Raw genomic sequence first — 17,515 nt, 5'->3', positions numbered from 1 at the left:
GAAGAAAGGGCGCTTTGCACAAGGCGCCTTTCCAACACTTCAAAGCATAGCAATGGCCTCAGGGTTTGCCGGCGTTCGACGCTTGCGTTCGTCCGCTTTCCCAGCCGCCGCCCAACGCCAGGAACAAATCGATCTGGCTGGCGGCTACCTGGGTGTTGGCAGCGGCCAATTGCGCCGTGACATCCGTGTAGGTGCGGGTCGCTTGCAGGTCAGCCAGGAACGATTCGCGGCCGGCCTGGAAGAAGCGATGGGTCTGGTCAGCCGCCAGTTTTGCCGATTGCTCGGCATCGGCCAGGGCGTCGCGGCGTTGCAGCAAGGCCGTGTATTGGGCAAGGCTGGTCTGGGTTTCACGAATCGCGTTGAGCACCACCCCATCGAAATGCGCCAGCGTCGCCTGGGTCACCGCTTCGGCTTCGCGGATGCGCGCCCGGGCGCCGTTGGTCGGCACCTTCCAGGTCAGCGACGGGCCGAAGCCCCAGCGGTTGGTCGACGGGTCGCCGAGATCGTCGAGGATACCGACGGTACCGATGGTCGCGCCGATGCTGATATTCGGGTACAGCTCACCTGTGGCGACACCGATACCGGCCGTCGCGGCCGCCAGTCGCCGCTCGGCCTGCCGCACATCGGGGCGACGCTTGAGCAACGCGGCGCCATCGCCCACCGGGACCAATTGCGCGATTTTCGGCAGTTCGTCGCAGGTAGCGGTGCCGGCCGGCAGCTGGTCCACCGGCTTGGCCAGCAGCATCGACAGGCGATACAGCCCGGCCTGACGTGAGGCCTCATAGCGCGGCATGTCGGCGCGCAGGGATTTGAATTGGGTTTGCGAGCGGGTGACCTGGGTTTCGTCGCCACGCCCGGCATCGCGCAGGCGCTGGATCAGTGTGGTGCTTTGCGCTTGCAGGTCGAGGGAGTGCTGGGCGATTTCCCGCTCCTCATTAGCCGCGCACACCTGGGTGTAGGCCCGTACCACGTCGGCCACCACGGTGATGCGTGCCGTATCGGCGGCGGCCTGCGTCGCATCGGCATTGGCCTTGGCCGCTTCGATACCGCGTTGCAAGGTCCCGAACAGGTCGAACTGGTAGGACGCGCTGATGCCGATGTCGCCAATGTTGGCCACCGGCACTTTTTCCGGTAGCAGGAACGCCTGGCCTGACTCCTGCAGGCGCTGGGCGCCCATCTGCACGCCGCCGCTCCAGCCGCCCGCCGCTTCAGCCTCATCCACCTGAGCGCGAGACCGCGACAGGCTGGCCGCTGCCACGCGCAAATCGGTGTTGGAGGCCATGGCCTGCTGTACCAGCTGGTCGAGTCGCGGGTCCTTGTACAGGCGCCACCAATCGGCCGGCACCGGTGCGGACACCACCGTTTTGCCGTCGACCGCCAGATCACCCTGGATATCTGGACGATGGACAGCCGCCTCTTCGGGCAAATGATAATCCGGCCCGACCATCTGACACGCCGACAGCAGCAAACCCAAACCGGCGACCGCCAAACCCGAGGCCTTGCTCATTGCGCCGGCTCCCGTTGCTGATCGTCGAGGATCGATACCGTGGCGGTGCGCCCGGCGATCATGCGGAAATCTTCCGGCACGTCATCGAAGGCGATTCGCACCGGAATCCGTTGGGCCAGGCGCACCCAACTGAAGGCCGGGTTGACGTTGGGCAGCAGGTTGTTGCCGCTGGTGCGGTCGCGGTCTTCGATACCGGCGACGATGCTTTCTACGTGCCCGCGCAAGCGCGCATTGTCGCCGATCACCCGGATGTCGACGCTCTGGCCGATATGGATGCCGTTCAGTTTGGTTTCTTCGAAATAGCCGTCGATGTGGAACGAATTGCTGTCGACCACTGACAACACCGGACGCCCGGCGCTGACGAACTCCTGGGTCCGTGGCGCACGGTCGTTGACGTAGCCGTCCACCGGGCTGCGGATCACCGAGCGGTCGAGGTTGAGTTGCGCGCTGTCCACCGCCACCTGGGCTTCCGTCAAGGCCACCTGGGCGCGGGCCACTTTCGACTGGCTTTCTTCCAGTTGCTCAGCCGGCACCAGATTACCGAGACCTTTGTTTCGCTTGGCCTCGCGCTGGGCCTGGGCCAGGGTTTCTTCGCGGTCGGCGACAGCCGCTTTCGCTTGGCGCAGTGCCAGCTTGAAGCGGTCTGGATCGATGCTGAACAGCACCTGGCCGCGCTTGACCAACTGGTTGTCGCGCACCTCCACTTGCTGGATCAACCCGGAAACATCCGGCGCGATTTGCACGATGTCGGCACGGATGTGCCCATCGCGGGTCCAGGGCGCGAACATGTAATACATCACCATGCGCCAGACCACGACCACGGCGAAGCTCACGATCAGCAGGGTCAGCACCACGCGACCAAGGGTTAGAAAGGGTTTTTTCATGTCATCAGGTATCGACTGAGTGAGTCCACGGCGCCAAGCAGCAGGGCGTAGAGGGCCACGTTGAACAATGCCCGGTGCCAGACCAGACGGTAAAAGTGCAGGCGCGTCAGCACCCCGTGCACCAACAGGTACAACACATAGGTAATGCCCATCAGCACCAGCAGCGTGGGCAGAAACACCCCGCTGACATCCAGGTCACCGATCATAAAGGCGCTCCATCAATGCCATGGGGAAGCGGTTCTTCGGGCTCGGCGGCACCGACGAATTCGACGCCGGGCAACAGTGCCAGGCGCAGGCCGCTCAGGGCGTGCAGCAGATGCCGACGGGTTTCGTCATCGCCGGCACCACTGAGGGCGCGACGTGTGCGGTCGAGGGTCATCAGCAGCGGGCTCGGTGCCGGCAAGCGCTCACCGGCCTTGAGACAGGCCTTGAAGTACTCGCCAACCTCGGCCACCACCTGGCGCAGCAGCACCTGCGGCACACCGAGGACCCGCGGCGTGTGGGCCAGCAGGTCCAACAGATTCAATGCCACCCGCACTTCCCGCAGCGCCACGCCGGAGTCCTGGCCGGTCATGGCCAGGCGCGGCAGGTGCTGCATCAGCCGATCGAGCATCTTTATGCCCAACAGCCGATGTTCGGACAACGTGGCCGGCTCGGAGAGGCCGACAATGTCACGCCAGCTGAAACGGGTCAGGCGCTTGGCCGCCAGCTCGGCCCCGAACGGCCGGGCGATCAGGGTCCAGATGAACGCGAACAGCAGCCCCATGGGACCGGCCAGGTTGGAGTTGGCGAAACTGAGGAAGTCGGCGTCGTAGGCCCCCTGAATGCTGATGAAGGACGAGGTGTTGACCAGCGTCAGCAGCATGCCCAGGTAAAACTGCGGCTTGACCGTCAGGGTGCCGACACAAATGAACGGCACGGCAAACGCCAGCACCAGCATCGGAAAGTCATGCAGGTTGGGCAGCACCAGAAACAGATAAAGGCTGGCGAACACCACCGACATCGCCGTCCAGAAAAAGAACCGGTAAATCTGCGGCGCCGGGTCGTCCATCGAGGCGAAGAAGCTGCACGCCACCGCCGCCAGGATCACGGCGCTGCCGCCATCGGTCCAGCCGAGCAGAATCCACAACACCGAGGCCACGATTATCGCGGTGACGGTGGAAGCCGCGGAATACAACATCAGGCCGCGATCCAGAAACGGGGACAGCCGCCCCAGCCGCCAGTGCCGATACACCGCGCGCCAGCTGTCCTGGCTTTCGCACTGGATGGCGTATTGCAGGCTGCGGCAGTCCTGCCACAAATCGATCCACTCGCCGAGACGGTAGATGGCATTGGAGAACAGCAGCTGCTTGCGGTCATCCAGCGCTTCGGAGGCGGGTTGCAGGGCTTCCAGTTGATCCTTCAGTGCTTGCCAGCGGTCGAGGTCGGCATCCTTGTGCCCGAGCCATTCGGTGGTGGCCGTCAGCAACGGCGCGAACTTATCCACAAGCTCGGGCGTACGCCGTTCCAGGGCATAAAGCGCGTCGTCGAGGGCGTCGACTACCGGCAGCAGGTGAATCATCCGCCCACGCAACTCCTTGGTATTGCGCACCGTCTGCGGACGCGAACCTTCGTGGGGCAACTGACCGATCATCAACTCCAGGGAATTGAACGTGGCGACCATCGATGCACGCAACGCGCTGACTTCTTCAGGCTGCACGTTACGATTGAGGAAGCGCAGGCTGTAGGTCGATGCATCGGTAAACCATTTGCTCACCGAATCATTGAACACCGGCGCCAGGCGCCGCGGCCAGAACATGGCACCGACCACCGCCGCTACGACGATGCCCAGAAAGATTTCTTCAGTCCGCGCTTCGGCCACGTCCCACACCCCCAGCGGATTGTTCACCACCGGCAGGGCGATCAACGGCAAGGTGTAACCGGCGAGCATCAAGGCGTAGTTGTTCGCGGTGCGCAAATGCAGGGACAGAAACAGCAGCGTGCCGGTCCACAGTGCAATCACCACCACCAGCACGTAGGGGCTCTGCACGAACATCGGCACGAACAGAACCGCCGCCGCAGCGCCGATAAAGGTGCCGACTGCCCGGTACAACGCTTTGGAACTGGTAGGTCCGAGAAACGGGCTGGAAACGATGTACACCGTGGCCATCGCCCAGTACGGACGCGGCATTTGCATGAGCAGGGCGATGTACAGCGCGATCATCGAGGCGGCGAAGGTGCGGACCCCATAGAACCAGTCTCGCGCCGGGGGCATGCCTGCAAAAAATCCGTTCAAGAGTTGGCCACCGATGGCGGCGTGGCCGCTTCAAAAGCTCTCAGTACCCGCAGCGTAGCTTCCAGATCACTCGGGGCAATGCCTTCAAGGACTTCCTGGCGCAAGCGCACCAACTCCACTTCGACCGCCTGCACCAGCTCCCGGCCGGTTTCAGTCAGGCTCAGGCACTTGGCGCGGCGGTCCTGCGCGTCTTCGGTCCGGCAGACGTAACCGGAATGGCACAGTTGATCAAGCAGGCGCACCAGCGATGGACTCTCCATCCCGGCGGCTTGCGCCACCGTCACCTGACGTACGCCCTCGCCCAGGCGCCCGATCATCAACAGCGGAACGGCGCAGGCTTCGGAGATTCCATAGTTGACCAGCGTGGTCTGGCAGATTTTGCGCCAATGCCTGGCGGCCACCACCATGGCGCTGCTGATGTTCATCTGGAGAACGTCGAGGTTGTTCGGCACGAGGGAAAATACACACTGTTAGTTTGCTAACTATCAATATTGCATTGGAGAGGATTTTCCGTCAAGTTTTGAAACAATTACGTAACAGCGACCTGCCGAGAGCCCTCAACGTTTCCTGGCGCGCTCATACACCTCACTGCGTTCGCGCTTTCCTACTGCAACGACAGAAACAACAATGCGCTCATCTATCACCTCGTAGACGAGTCGATATCCCGATGACCTCAGCTTGATCTTGTAGCAGTCAGGCATGCCATGCAGCGCGTCAGACTGGATTCGAGGCACCTCAAGCCGCTCTGACAGCTTCTTTTTGAATTGCTCACGTACTGTGTGCCCCAGCTTGTCCCATTCTTTGCGTGCAGACGGGAGAAATTCGAGCTTATAAGTCATCCAGCGTTACCGGGATCGGCGTTTCATGACGACGAGAACGCACGAGTTCCGCCAACTCCAAATCATCAAGGCGCTCCATCATGGCTTCGAACACATCGGCAGGAACCATGTAGCCCATGACGCGATTGTGATTGAGCACCGCGACAGGCCCTCCATGGGCGCCGTTCAAAACGGCAGAGGGGTTTTTCTTTAGTTCAGACACGCTGACAGCCATATCGGCCAAAACATTTTGCATAATTAAGACCTCAAATAAGGTCTTAATTTTGGTCAATTCGTTCGATCAGAGCAACCTCTGTGAGCCGCCGCCTATCCGTTATTTACACCCCCCGCCCCTTCCTCAACATCACATCCAGTTGATCCACCACCTCCGCCCAATCCGCGTCATCGAGTATCTCCTCACGCAGAAGCTCCGCCTGGCTCGGGCTCCAGAAAAATGCATCCGCAAGGTGCAGTTCCGGTTTGAGCGGTGAATGGGTGGCGATGAATTTATCGATGCTTTCGGCGTCGTCCGGCAGGCCGAGTTGTTTGAACAGGGATGGCAGGTTGTGGGTCGGGCTTTCCATGTTGAACTCCGGTGAGTTTATAAGGGGACCGCTGCGCGGTCATCGCGAGCAGGCTCGCTCCCACAAGTATCTGTGTCGATCACAAAACCTGTGGGAGCGAGCCTGCTCGCGAAGACGTCAGCATTGACGAAACAAAACTCAATGACTCAACTCCCGCACCTCCGCATGCGGCACCATTTTCAGGAACTCGGGCATGTCCATGCGCACCAGGTTGACGTGGTTGCCGGCCTCCAGATAGATGTCTTTCTGCCGGGTCAGCAGCGGGTCGATGACCACTTCCAATCCATAGGACTCACCCAGCGCCGGTACGGCACCGCGTTCGCAATCGTCGAACAGGTGCGCCAGGTTGCTTTCGCGGGAAACCTGCCACTCACCGCTGCTGCGGACCTTGCTCAGGTCAAGGTGACGGCTGGCGGGCAGCACGGCCATCAGGTAGTGCCCATGGTGATCGTCAAGGATCACCGATTTGGCCACCCGTTCGGCAGGAATACCGGCGACCCGCGCCGTTTCGAGGCTGCTGGCCGAGTGTGGGTGGCTGACGATGTCATATTCGCATTGAGCCTTTTCCAGGCTTCGCTGCACGGTTCTTGCCATACGCATGATGCACCTCGGTGTCCGCCGTGATCGCTGGCAGACGATGGTTAAAGCGTTGCTTGCGTAGTAAAAGTCTAGGCCCGCCGGCGTGATCCGGTGGGAAATCCGCCCATCGGCCGACGACGACAATTGAGCAAAATTCATACAGGGCGAGGGTCAACTAAACTGTACTCAGAGCCACTCCACGACTCTCCCGGAGGGTCAAGTGAACACGCGTTGTTGTGCAGTTGCGTTGCTGTTGGCGTTGAGCGGATCGGCCTTCGCTGCCGACACGGTTGTGTTGCTGCTGCCCAATCCCGTGGGAATCTGGCTGATCACCTTCGGCATCGCATTCCTGATCGCCGAAGCGGCCCTGCCCAATTACGGCGTGATCGGCCTGGGCGGCATCGTGATGTTCGTGATCGGCGCGGTCATCCTGTCCAACACCGAAGTGCCCGTGCCGTTGATGATCGGCCTGGCAGTGGTCAGCGCGCTGCTACTGATCTACCTGGTGATTCACGCCCTGAAGACCCGACCGCGCCACATCGTCAGTGGTGATGCCGGGCTGCTCGGTAGCGTGACGGCAGTGACGTCATTGCAGGCCGGCAACGCCTATGGCGGCTGGATTCATTTGCAAGGAGAACAATGGCAAGTGCTCAGCGCGACGCCGCTGCAACCCGGGCAACAGGTGCGGGTGGTGGGGCGCAAGGGCTTGCTGCTGCAAGTGGCCGCGGCTGACGCGGCGCCGGGCGGAGAATAGTCATGGGTTTGCAATTGGGTCTTGTCGCGCTGCTGCTGTTGCTCATCGCACTGGCGGGGTCAACGTTCCGCATCCTGCGCGAGTACGAGCGCGGGGTGGTGTTCCAGCTCGGGCGCTTCTGGCAGGTCAAAGGGCCCGGCCTGATCCTGCTGATTCCGGTGGTCCAGCAAATGGTCAGGGTCGACTTGCGCACCGTGGTGCTGGACGTGCCTCCGCAAGACGTGATCACCCGCGACAACGTGTCGGTCAAGGTCAACGCGGTGCTGTATTTCCGCGTGCTCGACCCGCAGAAAGCCATCATCCAGGTCGAGGATTTCCTGGCCGCCACCAGCCAATTGGCGCAAACCACGTTGCGGGCGGTGCTGGGTAAACACGAACTGGACGAACTGCTGGCCGAACGCGAGCGGTTGAACCTGGACATCCAGCAAGTGCTCGACGCCCAGACCGACGCCTGGGGCATCAAGGTCGCCAACGTCGAGATCAAGCACGTGGACCTCAACGAATCGATGATCCGCGCCATTGCCAGGCAGGCCGAAGCCGAACGGGAACGGCGCGCCAAGGTGATCCACGCCGAAGGCGAATTGCAGGCCTCGGAAAAACTCATGCAGGCCGCCGAAATGCTGGGCCGCCAACCGGGGGCCATGCAACTGCGCTACATGCAGACCCTGAGTTCGATTGCCGGCGACAAGAGCTCGACCATCGTCTTTCCGTTGCCGATCGAGTTGCTCAAGGGCATGGCTGACTTGTCGTCGAAACCCTGAAGGCTGCAAACCCTCTCTTTCATTGCCCGGTGTTGCCGGCCAGGTACAACCTGGCGGCAACACCGGCAACGGTGCAAACTCGTCCGGCACGTCGGCGGTGCCGATCAGCCAGATTCGACCCGAGTCCATGAACCGTCAGCGCTGCGCCGTCTCGGCTAACGGATACACCGACTCCCACCCCCCACCCAACGCCTTGTACAACCCGACGGCCGCCAGCGACACGCCGGTCGAACTCTCGACCCACTGCTCCTGCGTGGCCAGCAACGCCCCTTGCACGGTGAGTACGGTAACGAAATCCACCACGCCCTCAACGTACTGCTGTTGCGCGGTGTCCAGCGCAATGCGGTTCTGACGCACGGCTTCGGCCAGGCTGTCGCGGCGTAATTGACTGGCGTTGTAGGCGGTCAGTTGGTCGTCGATTTCATGCCAGGCGCGCAACACGGTTTGCTGATAGGCAATGGCCGCTTCCTGTTGTTGTGCTTCACGCAATTGGAGCACGCCACGCAAACGGCCACCGTCGAACAACGGCAAGCTCAATTGCGGGCCAATCCCGAACGAACGCGAACCCCAGGAGCCGAAATCGCTAAGCTGCATAGCCTGGGAGCCGATGTTCCCCGACAGGGTGATTCGCGGATAGAAATCACCCTTGGCCACGCCAATGCTGGCCGTGGCGGCATGCAGTCGCGCTTCGGCCTGGCGAATGTCCGGTCGACGTTCAGCCAGTTGCGAGGGCAAGCCAATAGCGACCTGGCGCGGCGTTTGTGGCACTGGCGCGTCTGTGGATAACTCCGCCGCCAATGCCTGGGGCGCTTCGCCCATCAACAGGCTCAAGGCATTGATCAGTTGCCACTGGCGCTGCTCCAGCGCGGGCAGACGCGATTCGATGGCAGCCACCTGTGCGGCGGCTTCGGCGACATCCAGATCCGTCGCGACGCCGTCGGCCAGGCGCAGCTGCGAAAGCTTCAGGCTATGGCGGGCGACGTCGAGGTTCTGTTCGGTGACGAGCCGGGTGTTCTGCACACCGCGCAGTTGAATGTAGTCCTGGGCGGTTTCGGCCAGCACCGACAGCAGCACACCACGCCGATCGTTCTCAGCGACCTCAAAAGTGGCGTCGGCCGCTTCGGTTTCCCGACGCACGCGGCCCCAGAAGTCCAGCTCCCAGGAAGCGGAAAAGCCGGCATTCCACAGGCTGAAGGCGGATTGGCCGTTGTGTCCTGACGGATCGCTCAGACCTTCACCACTGTTGCGATTGCGCCCGTAACTGCCACTGGCGGCCGTGTTGGGGTAGCGGTTGGCAGTGATGACCTGGCGCACCGCACGACTTTGCTGCAAACGGCTGCCGGCCAGCTTCAGGTCGAGGTTGTCGGTCAGGGCGCGCTGGCTCAAGGCCGAGAGTTGCGGGTCATGGAACACCTCCCACCAGCGCTCGGCCATTGTTTCGGCGATGGCCTGGCTGGTGGCTGCCTTTGATGGTTTTGCCCATTCGGTGATTTGTGGGGTTTCGGGCTTTTGGAAATCGGGGCCGACGGTGCAGGCGCTGAGGCTCATGACGAGCAAGGCACTGAAGGTGAGCGGCTGCCACAGGCCTCTTCGCGAGCAGGCTCGCTCCCACAGGGGAATGCGATCAATTGTGGGAGCGAGCCTGCTCGCGAAGGCGTCAGCGCAATCAACGAAAATCTTCATCGCTGAACAACCTCTTCCGCCTTGGCGGTGGCTGTATCAATACTCGCCTCCACCGACATCCCCACCCGCAAGCGCTCGGCCAGCGACTGCCCCGGCTCCAACACGATCTTCACCGGTATCCGTTGCACCACCTTGGTGAAGTTGCCAGTGGCATTGTCCGGTTTGATCGCAGCGAACGTCACCCCGGTGGCCGGTGCGATGCTGTCGACACGACCGTTGAGTGCCGCACCGCCCAGGCTGTCGACGCGCACTTGCACCGCCTGCCCAGGCTGCACATCCGTCAGTTGCGTTTCCTGGAAATTGGCCATCACATAAGCCTGCGCCAGCGGCACCACGGCGAGGATCTTGCTGCCCGGCGTCACGTAGGCGCCGACCCGCACCGCGCGTTCTCCGACCATCCCGTCCTGTGGCGCCACGATCCGCGTATAGGACAACTCATAGCTGGCCATTTCCAGCTTCGCTTGCGCCCGCTTCAGACCGCCTTCTGCCGCATCGCGCTGGGCCGTCAGGATCTCCACCTGCTTGCGCTCCGCCGCCAGCACCGCCGTGGCATTGGCCAGCCGCGCGGAGGCCTGGTCGATCCGCGTTTGCGCCTGTTGCGCATTTTGCACCGTGCCGGCGCCCACCCCGGCGAGGTGCTTGTAGCGGTTCAATTCATGCTCGGCAAAGGCCATTTCCGCCTTGGCCGAAACCACCGAAGATTGCGCCTGGGCAATCACCGATGCCTGGCGCTCCAGGGTCGCCCGGGCGTTTTGCAGTTGCGCCCTGGCCACCAGCGTTTCGGCGTCGGCAGCCTGGGCGGCGGCGCGCAAATCCCGGTCATCGATCAGCGCCAGCAATTGCCCCGCCTTGACCTGCTGGTTGTCCTCGACCAGCACTTCCTTGATAAACCCGGCGACCCGCGGCACGACCAGGGTGAAATCCGCCGAGACGTAAGCATCGTTGGTGTTCTGCCGGGTACGCTTGCCGAACAGGCCGGGCATTGCCAGGTACAGCGCCCCACCGACGGCCAATGCGACGGCCACGGCCACCGCGACTTTCTGCTTTGCTTGGGTGTTCATAAAAACCTTCTGTTTCAGTGGAGCATTCAGGTCGGTGTGCGCGGCGGATAGATCCGCGTCGGCAGCCAGAAAATCAGCAGGATCAAGGTCACGGCGAGACCGGCCATGCACAGGTAAAGATCAGAGGACGTGAGCACCAGCGCTTGCTCATGCAGACGATGAGCGAGACTTGCGCTGTCGCGCTCGGCCAGCGGCGAGTTGCCGAGGCGATCGACCAGCATGGTCGAGTGAAAATGCAGGCGGGCCGTGGTCAGCGCTTCGATCACCCCGGTGGCGATGACCGCCGACAGGCCTTTGACGGTGTTGAACCAGGCCGATGCGAACGGCCCTTGCATCGGGTTGATACTGCCGGTGGACAGCATCAGCAGCGGCAATACCGCCATGGGCTGACCAAAAATCTGCAGCCATTGCAGCACATAGAAATCGTCGCGAATCCACGCGGACGTCAGTTGCGAGCCGCCGACGCACGACAATGCCAGCATGCCCAGGCCGATGCCCAACACCCAGCGGCAATCAACCCAGCGAAAGTTGCACAGCGCTGCCACCAACGGCAGTGCGATCAATTGCGGCAGCGCCGCCAGCAGCATGATCGGTGCGGTCTGCACCGGGCGGTAACCCTGGACCTGCGCCAGGTAGCTGGACGGAATGATGATCACCGCCTGCAACACCACCAGCACGCCCGCCAGGGTCAACAGGGCAAAGGACAGGTTACGGATGCCGAGCATCTGCATATTGAAAAACGGTATCGGCTGCGACCACTCGCCGCCCAAAAACAGCACCAGCAGCAACAGCCCGCCACCGAGCAATCCGCAGATCAGGCTCGACTCGAACCAGTCCAGGCGATTGCCCTGCAAGATGCCGATCACCAGCATGCAGATGGCGGGAAAGCCCAGCAGCAATCCGCGCCAGTTGAAGGACTTGAAGCGCTCCAGGCGCAGCGGGTCCTGGGGCAAGCCATACGCTACCGCAGCCATGGCAATCAGGCACGGCGCGATGATTTGCCAGAAGGTCCATTGCCAGCCGACGTATTCGGTCCACAGCCCGGCCAATGGCGTGCCCAGGCCCGGGCCGAACGTCGCCGTCAGGGCATAACCGGCCAGGCCATACAGCTTCACGTTGGCGGGCAGAAACCGCAGGGCCACGGTCATCAACATGGGAGGCAGTGCGCCGCCCGCCAGGCCTTGCAAGGTGCGTAGCAACAGCAGGCTTTCGTAGTTAGGGGCGAAGGGGCACAACACACCCAACAGGGTGAACAGGCTGATGGCGCACAGGGTGAAACGCCGCAACGAGAACGTCACCGCACACCACGGCGCAAACGCCATGGCCGCCACCGACGTCGCGGTGTAACAGGCGACCAGCCAGGTGCCTTCGTCGTAGCCGATGGCCAATGCGCCGCGGATGTCGGCGAGCGCGACCTTGGTCACCATCTCGTTCAGGCCCGACACCAGCACCGCCAGCAGCACGCCCACCAGGCCGATGATGATCCGTGGGCCGAAGTCCGGCGGTGCGGCTGCCGTGCTGGCCGCAGCGACAGGTGCCGTGACCGTAAGGGAAGTCATGTACTGCGAGCTCCGGCGTGGAAAGACCGGAGCATTCTAAAAAGCGTGATGCCTGACGAAAATCAACTTATTGGCAGGTTATAAGTGCGCCAGACGCAACGATACCCTCCTGTGGGAGCGAGCTTGCTCGCGATAGCGGCAGGTCAGCCAATAGGGATGTCGAGGCTGCCGGCCTCATCGCGAGCAAGCTCGCTCCCACAGAGGAACTGATCAGCTCATGGTTGAGCAGCCAGCCACGTTTCATCGCAGCAGGTTTTCAGGGTTTCACGCAGCCAGCGGTGCGCCGGGTCCTTGTCGAAGCGCGGGTGCCAGGCCTGGGTCAGCATCAGGGTCGGCAACGGAATCGGCAGGTTGAACGAGCGCAGTTTCAACCCCAGCCTCCGCACACTCAGCAAGGCTTCCTTGGGCACCGGCAGGATCAGGTCGGAATCGGGCAAGGCATACATCGCCGCATGAAAGCTTGGCGCGATCACCGCCACCCGCCGCTCCAGGCCCAGGGCATTGAGCGCGGTATCGATTGGCCCCCGGGCAATGCCGCGCCGGGACATGCTGATATGGGAATAACCGGCATAGCGCTCAGCCGTGATCTCTTCGTCCAGTAGCGGATGATCCTCGCGCACCAGGCCGACGAAGTGGGTGGAAAACAGGTTCTGGACCTTCACTTCCGGGGTCAGCGGCCGTGTATTGCTGACGCTCAGATCGATCCGCCCTTCGCGCAAGGCCTCATCATCGCCATCGCCTTCCGGGACGAAACGCAATTCGCAGTGCGGCGCCTGCCGGTCGAGGGTGTCGAACAACCTGCCGCCGTAAACTCCGACAAAGAAGTCGTTGGCCCGAATACTGAACCGCCGCCGCAGCGAACTCAGCTCCACCGCATCGGCCGACCGAAACAGCAACCCGGCCTGCTCCACCACGCTGCGCACTTGCTCGCGCAATTCCAGCGCCTTGGGGGTCGGCACCAGGCCACGGCCGGCGCGCACCAGGATCGGGTCGCCAATGGCTTCGCGGATGCGCGTCAACGTCCGGCTCATGGCCGCCGGGCTCAGGTTCATCCGCCGCGCCGCCCCCACCACACTGCCCTCGTCGAGCAAGGCGTCGAGGGCGACCAACAGGTTCATGTCCGGGAGTTGCATGCAGGGCACTCATGACCGATCAGGATTGATCCAACTGCAATGCTAGCAGATCAAAAGATCGCAGCCTTCGGCAGCGCCTACAGAGGAATGCGAGCTCTGGATTTCCAATCAGCGCTGCATGCCCCAGCGCTTGACCGTCACCCGCTCCAACGAATCAAACACCAGGTTCTCCACCAGCAACCCAATCAGAATCACCACCGCCAGGCCGGCAAACACCTTGTCGGTATACAGCTCATTGCGATTCTGAAAGATGTACCACCCCAACCCACCCTTGCCGCTGGTCGCACCAAACACCAACTCGGCAGCAATCAATGTCCGCCAGGCAAAAGCCCAGCCGATTTTCAACCCGGCGAGGATCGACGGCAGCGCCGCCGGGATCAGGATGAACAGCACAAAACGCATGCCCTTGAGGCCATAGTTGCGCCCGGCCATGCGCAGTGTTTCCGAGACGCCGAGAAACCCGGCGTAGGTGTTCAGCGCCAAGGCCCAAAGCACCGAGTGCACCAGCACGAAAATCAGGCTGTTTTGCCCCAGGCCGAACCACAACAGTGCCAGCGGCAATAGCGCGATAGCGGGCAACGGGTTGAACATCGACGTCAGGGTACTGAGCAAGTCGCGACCGAATTGCGTCGACACCGCCAGCGTCGTCAGGCCAAACGCCAGGACGATGCCGATCAGGTAACCCTTGAGCAACACCACCAAAGAGATCCACACTTTGCCCAGCAACTCGCCACTGAGCAGGCCGTCGTACAGCGCGTGAGCGGTCTGCAAGAAACCCGGCAGCAGCAGGTCGTTGTTCTGATAGCGCGCAACGGCTTCCCAGAGCACGGCGAGCAACACCAGGATCAGGCTTTTACGCAACCAGCCCTGTTGCCACAGGCGTTGTCCAAGGGGTAGTTCACGCTCCAGCGGCACGCTGGTCAGTGGCTGCAAAACCGTTTCGAACGCTTCACGCGGGGATGATAAATGGCTCATCGGGCCCTCCTCTCAACTGGCTCAATAAGCGATGTGGATGTCAGCGAAATCCAGCTCGTGCTCGGCTTGCGGTGATTGACCTTCGTCGAACAACAGTCGGTGAATGCGCCGCGCCGATTCCTGAAATGCCACACCGCCCAGGCTGTGCAAATCGTATTGGTGGCTGTGCACTTCCGCCCGCACCCGCCCCGGATGCGGTGACAGCAACAGAATGCGGTTACCCACCACCAGCGCCTCTTCGATGGAGTGCGTGACGAACAGCAGCGTGAAGCGCACCTCTTCCCAGAGCAGCAACAATTCTTCCTGCATCTTGCGTCGGGTCAGCGCATCGAGGGCGGCGAAGGGTTCGTCCATCAGGAGGATTTTCGGCTGCATCGCCAGCGCCCGAGCGATGGCAACCCGAGCCTTCATGCCACCGGACAAGGTGTGCGGATAGGCATCGGCAAACGCCGCCAGACCAACCTTCTCCAGGTAGTGCAACGCCCGCTCTTCAGCCTCTTTGCGCTTGAGGGTTTTCGAGGCCAGCAGCGGAAACATCACGTTCTGTTTGACGGTTTTCCACGGTGGCAGTTGATCGAACTCCTGGAACACCACGATCCGGTCCGGCCCCGGCGCATCGACGCGCTGGCCTTGCAGACGGATCTCGCCCTCCACGGGCTGGATAAAGCCGGCAGCGGCCTTGAGCAAGGTCGACTTGCCGCAACCGGACGGCCCGAGCAGGACAAATCGGTCCGCCGGATCGATCTCGAAGCTGACTTGATGGGTCGCCCGCACCACCCGCTGCGGCGTACGGTATTCAAGGCTGACGTTATCGACCGACAGCAGCGCCTGGGCTGCCGCGATCGGTTTGCTGACCGTGTGGTCTTGCAAAGGGGCGTTCATTTCGGTCAGCTCCCTTGCAGTGGCTTGGCGTCCTGGAAGAAATAATCCTTCCACGAGTCCGGTTTGTTTTTGATTGCGCCGACACGGTAGAGGAACTCGGCCAACGGGTAAGTGTTTTTCGGCGTGACGCTGAACTCGAACTGCGGGTTATCGATGATTTTCAGCAACGCGGCGCGGTCGATTTTGGCCTTGGTCACGCGGATGTAGGTGTCCGCCGCTGCACCTTTATCGTTCTGCGCAAACTGTGCGGCTTCGGTCAGCGCTTCGATGAAGGCTTTATAGGTTTTCGGGTTCTCGTTGCGGAATTTCTCGGTAGCGAACAGCACGGTCGGCGAGTTCGGGCCGAGCAGGTCATAGGTGTTCAGCACCACGTGTACATTGGGATTTTCCAGCGCCTGATCCTGGAATGGCGGGTTGGAAAAGTGCCCGGTCAACTCGGTGCCACCGGCTACCAGCGCCGCTGTCGCGTCGGGGTGCGGAACAGCGATGGTGTACTTGTCGAGGCGGTTGAATTCCTTGTCGCCCCACTGCCTGGCGGCCGCGTATTGGAGGAAGCGCGACTGCACCGACACGCCCACCGCCGGCACCGCGATACGGTCCTTCTCGGTGAAGTCGGCGATGGTTTTGACCTTGGGATTGTTGCTCACCAGGTAATACGGAAAGTTACCGAGGGAAGCCACGGCCTTGACGTTCTGCTTGCCATGGGTGCGGTCCCAGATGGTCAACAGCGGGCCGACACCGGCACCGGCAATGTCGATCGAGCCGGACAGCAACGCATCGTTGACCGCCGCGCCGCCCGAGAGCTGGGTCCAGTCGACCTTGATGTCGATACCTTCCTGCTTGCCGTACTTCTCGATCAGGTTTTGATCGCGCACCACGTTGAGCAGCAGGTAGACGATGCCGAACTGTTCGGCGATGCGGATTTCACCTTCGGCGTGGGCCACGGTCGGCGCCACCAGGCTGCCGGCGATCAGGCTGAAACCCAGGCCGATGGCGGCGGCCAGGGGTGCAAAGGGCAGACGTTTGGACATGATCAAATCTCCGGCAATTCAGAAAGGCGCGTCGCCCTGGATGGTGGTGCGATACAGCTTGCGGCGCAGATGGCTGGGGCAGCCGGCGGCGAGGTGGATCAGCGAACGGTTGTCCCAGAACACCAGGTCATGAGGCTGCCATTGATGGCGGTAGATGTTTTGCGGCAACACGCTGTGGGCGTAGAGCTCGGCCAACAGTTGCTGGCTCTCGTCTTCCGGCAGGCCAACGATGCGGGTGGTGAACCCCTCGCTGACGAACAAGGCCTTGCGGCCGTTTTCCGGGTGTGTCCGCACGACCGGGTGGACGACTTCGGCGACCTGGGCCAGTTGCTCCGGGGTCAGGGTCGGGCGCCAGTTACCTTCGAATTTGGTTTCGCTGTAACGCGCCGTGTAGGAGTGCGCGGCCGAGCGGCCTTCTACTGCTTTGCGCAGCGCCTCGGGCAGGTTGTCCCAGGCCTTGTGCATGTCGGCGAACAAGGTGTCGCCGCCCTCCGAGGGCAGCTCCTGGGCATGCAGCATCGAGCCCAGGCTCGGCAGTTGTTTGTAGGAGAGATCGGAATGCCAGAACTTGCCGGCGTCGCCCAAGCCGATGTTCTGGCCGTTTTCGACGATGTTGGAAACGATGAGGATTTCCGGATGCCCTGCCAGCAGGAACTGTTTGAGCACGTGGATCTGCAACAGGCCAAAACGACGGCTGAAGTCGATGTGCTGTTCGGGGGTGATGCGCTGGTCACGGAACACCACCACATGATGGTCCAGATGCGCGCGGTGAATACGGGCGAAGTCCTGATCATTGATCGGGCGGGACAAATCGAGGCCGAGGATTTCGGCGCCCACCGCTCCGCTGAACGGGCGGATTTCAAAGAGTTGTGGCGCGATGCTTGGCGAAGCTGAAGCTGCAGACATAAATCACTCCCACGCACGGCACGCTCAATGGCGCGCGCGTCGATCAGAAACTCACGGAGGTCCCGTGTTGGTTCGTGTCGTGCGGCGCGCCGATTGGTCGGCAGGTACGCAGGGGATTGACTT

The 17,515-nt window shown here is 62.0% G+C and carries 19 protein-coding genes; 2 read left to right on the top strand and 17 right to left on the bottom strand.

Annotation, left to right across the window (positions count from 1 at the left end):
* Positions 1-58 precede the first annotated feature (58 nt).
* From PPUTUW4_RS00710 to PPUTUW4_RS00670, 9 genes are all read right to left on the bottom strand, one after another.
* A complete protein-coding gene (locus tag PPUTUW4_RS00710; protein ID WP_015092962.1) occupies positions 59-1,507 on the bottom strand; it encodes a TolC family protein in 1,449 nt (482 codons plus the stop codon).
* Entirely contained in the window at positions 1,504-2,391 is an 888-nt protein-coding gene (locus PPUTUW4_RS00705) for an HlyD family secretion protein (protein WP_015092961.1), read from the bottom strand. Before PPUTUW4_RS00705 ends, PPUTUW4_RS00710 begins: the two co-directional genes overlap by 4 nt.
* Positions 2,388-2,597: a DUF1656 domain-containing protein gene (locus PPUTUW4_RS00700; protein ID WP_007975639.1), complete on the bottom strand. Its 210-nt coding sequence runs from the start codon at positions 2,595-2,597 to the stop codon at positions 2,388-2,390. Before PPUTUW4_RS00700 ends, PPUTUW4_RS00705 begins: the two co-directional genes overlap by 4 nt.
* Complete coding sequence (locus PPUTUW4_RS00695) at positions 2,594-4,666, bottom strand: FUSC family protein (protein WP_041474761.1); 2,073 nt, start codon at positions 4,664-4,666, stop codon at positions 2,594-2,596. Before PPUTUW4_RS00695 ends, PPUTUW4_RS00700 begins: the two co-directional genes overlap by 4 nt.
* Positions 4,663-5,091, bottom strand: a complete 429-nt coding sequence (locus tag PPUTUW4_RS00690; RefSeq protein WP_041474760.1) for a MarR family transcriptional regulator — start codon at positions 5,089-5,091, stop codon at positions 4,663-4,665. The genes PPUTUW4_RS00695 and PPUTUW4_RS00690 overlap by 4 nt, the downstream gene beginning before the upstream one ends.
* A 132-nt stretch (positions 5,092-5,223) precedes the next feature.
* On the bottom strand, positions 5,224-5,505 hold the full coding sequence (locus PPUTUW4_RS00685; RefSeq protein ID WP_007975642.1) for a type II toxin-antitoxin system RelE/ParE family toxin: 282 nt from the start codon (positions 5,503-5,505) through the stop codon (positions 5,224-5,226).
* Entirely contained in the window at positions 5,495-5,740 is a 246-nt protein-coding gene (locus PPUTUW4_RS00680; RefSeq protein ID WP_007975643.1) for a type II toxin-antitoxin system prevent-host-death family antitoxin, read from the bottom strand. The genes PPUTUW4_RS00685 and PPUTUW4_RS00680 overlap by 11 nt, the downstream gene beginning before the upstream one ends.
* Before the next feature lie 82 nt (positions 5,741-5,822).
* A complete protein-coding gene (locus tag PPUTUW4_RS00675) occupies positions 5,823-6,068 on the bottom strand; it encodes a DUF2789 domain-containing protein (RefSeq protein WP_015092958.1) in 246 nt (81 codons plus the stop codon).
* Positions 6,069-6,206: 138 nt separating this feature from the next.
* Positions 6,207-6,668: a YbaK/EbsC family protein gene (locus PPUTUW4_RS00670; RefSeq protein WP_007975646.1), complete on the bottom strand. Its 462-nt coding sequence runs from the start codon at positions 6,666-6,668 to the stop codon at positions 6,207-6,209.
* A 199-nt stretch (positions 6,669-6,867) separates the two neighbouring features.
* On the opposite strand from PPUTUW4_RS00670, the gene PPUTUW4_RS00665 reads away from it, so the two are divergent.
* Positions 6,868-7,401: an NfeD family protein gene (locus PPUTUW4_RS00665; protein ID WP_015092957.1), complete on the top strand. Its 534-nt coding sequence runs from the start codon at positions 6,868-6,870 to the stop codon at positions 7,399-7,401.
* A gap of 2 nt (positions 7,402-7,403) precedes the next feature.
* Positions 7,404-8,162: a slipin family protein gene (locus PPUTUW4_RS00660; protein WP_015092956.1), complete on the top strand. Its 759-nt coding sequence runs from the start codon at positions 7,404-7,406 to the stop codon at positions 8,160-8,162.
* A gap of 135 nt (positions 8,163-8,297) precedes the next feature.
* Here PPUTUW4_RS00660 and PPUTUW4_RS00655 read toward each other — a convergent pair whose 3' ends face one another.
* From PPUTUW4_RS00655 to PPUTUW4_RS00620, 8 genes are all read right to left on the bottom strand, one after another.
* On the bottom strand, positions 8,298-9,845 hold the full coding sequence (locus tag PPUTUW4_RS00655; protein ID WP_041474759.1) for an efflux transporter outer membrane subunit: 1,548 nt from the start codon (positions 9,843-9,845) through the stop codon (positions 8,298-8,300).
* A complete protein-coding gene (locus tag PPUTUW4_RS00650; RefSeq protein ID WP_015092954.1) occupies positions 9,842-10,906 on the bottom strand; it encodes an HlyD family secretion protein in 1,065 nt (354 codons plus the stop codon). Before PPUTUW4_RS00650 ends, PPUTUW4_RS00655 begins: the two co-directional genes overlap by 4 nt.
* A 26-nt stretch (positions 10,907-10,932) precedes the next feature.
* On the bottom strand, positions 10,933-12,465 hold the full coding sequence (locus PPUTUW4_RS00645; RefSeq protein WP_015092953.1) for an MFS transporter: 1,533 nt from the start codon (positions 12,463-12,465) through the stop codon (positions 10,933-10,935).
* A gap of 215 nt (positions 12,466-12,680) precedes the next feature.
* Positions 12,681-13,598: a LysR family transcriptional regulator gene (locus tag PPUTUW4_RS00640; protein ID WP_015092952.1), complete on the bottom strand. Its 918-nt coding sequence runs from the start codon at positions 13,596-13,598 to the stop codon at positions 12,681-12,683.
* A gap of 108 nt (positions 13,599-13,706) precedes the next feature.
* Positions 13,707-14,573, bottom strand: a complete 867-nt coding sequence (locus tag PPUTUW4_RS00635; RefSeq protein ID WP_015092951.1) for an ABC transporter permease — start codon at positions 14,571-14,573, stop codon at positions 13,707-13,709.
* 21 nt (positions 14,574-14,594) lie between these two features.
* Positions 14,595-15,455, bottom strand: a complete 861-nt coding sequence (locus tag PPUTUW4_RS00630) for an ABC transporter ATP-binding protein (RefSeq protein WP_015092950.1) — start codon at positions 15,453-15,455, stop codon at positions 14,595-14,597.
* 5 nt (positions 15,456-15,460) lie between these two features.
* Positions 15,461-16,486 (bottom strand): ABC transporter substrate-binding protein, encoded by a 1,026-nt coding sequence (locus tag PPUTUW4_RS00625; RefSeq protein WP_015092949.1) that lies wholly within the window; start codon positions 16,484-16,486, stop codon positions 15,461-15,463.
* An 18-nt stretch (positions 16,487-16,504) separates the two neighbouring features.
* Positions 16,505-17,392 carry a TauD/TfdA family dioxygenase gene (locus tag PPUTUW4_RS00620; RefSeq protein ID WP_015092948.1) on the bottom strand — a complete coding sequence of 296 codons (888 nt, stop codon included), beginning with the start codon at positions 17,390-17,392 and terminating at the stop codon, positions 16,505-16,507.
* Between the last annotated feature and the right edge of the window lie 123 nt (positions 17,393-17,515).

Source organism: Pseudomonas sp. UW4 (genome assembly GCF_000316175.1).
GTDB lineage: Bacteria > Pseudomonadota > Gammaproteobacteria > Pseudomonadales > Pseudomonadaceae > Aquipseudomonas > Aquipseudomonas laurylsulfatiphila.
This window is presented reverse-complemented; position numbering and strand designations above follow the sequence as displayed.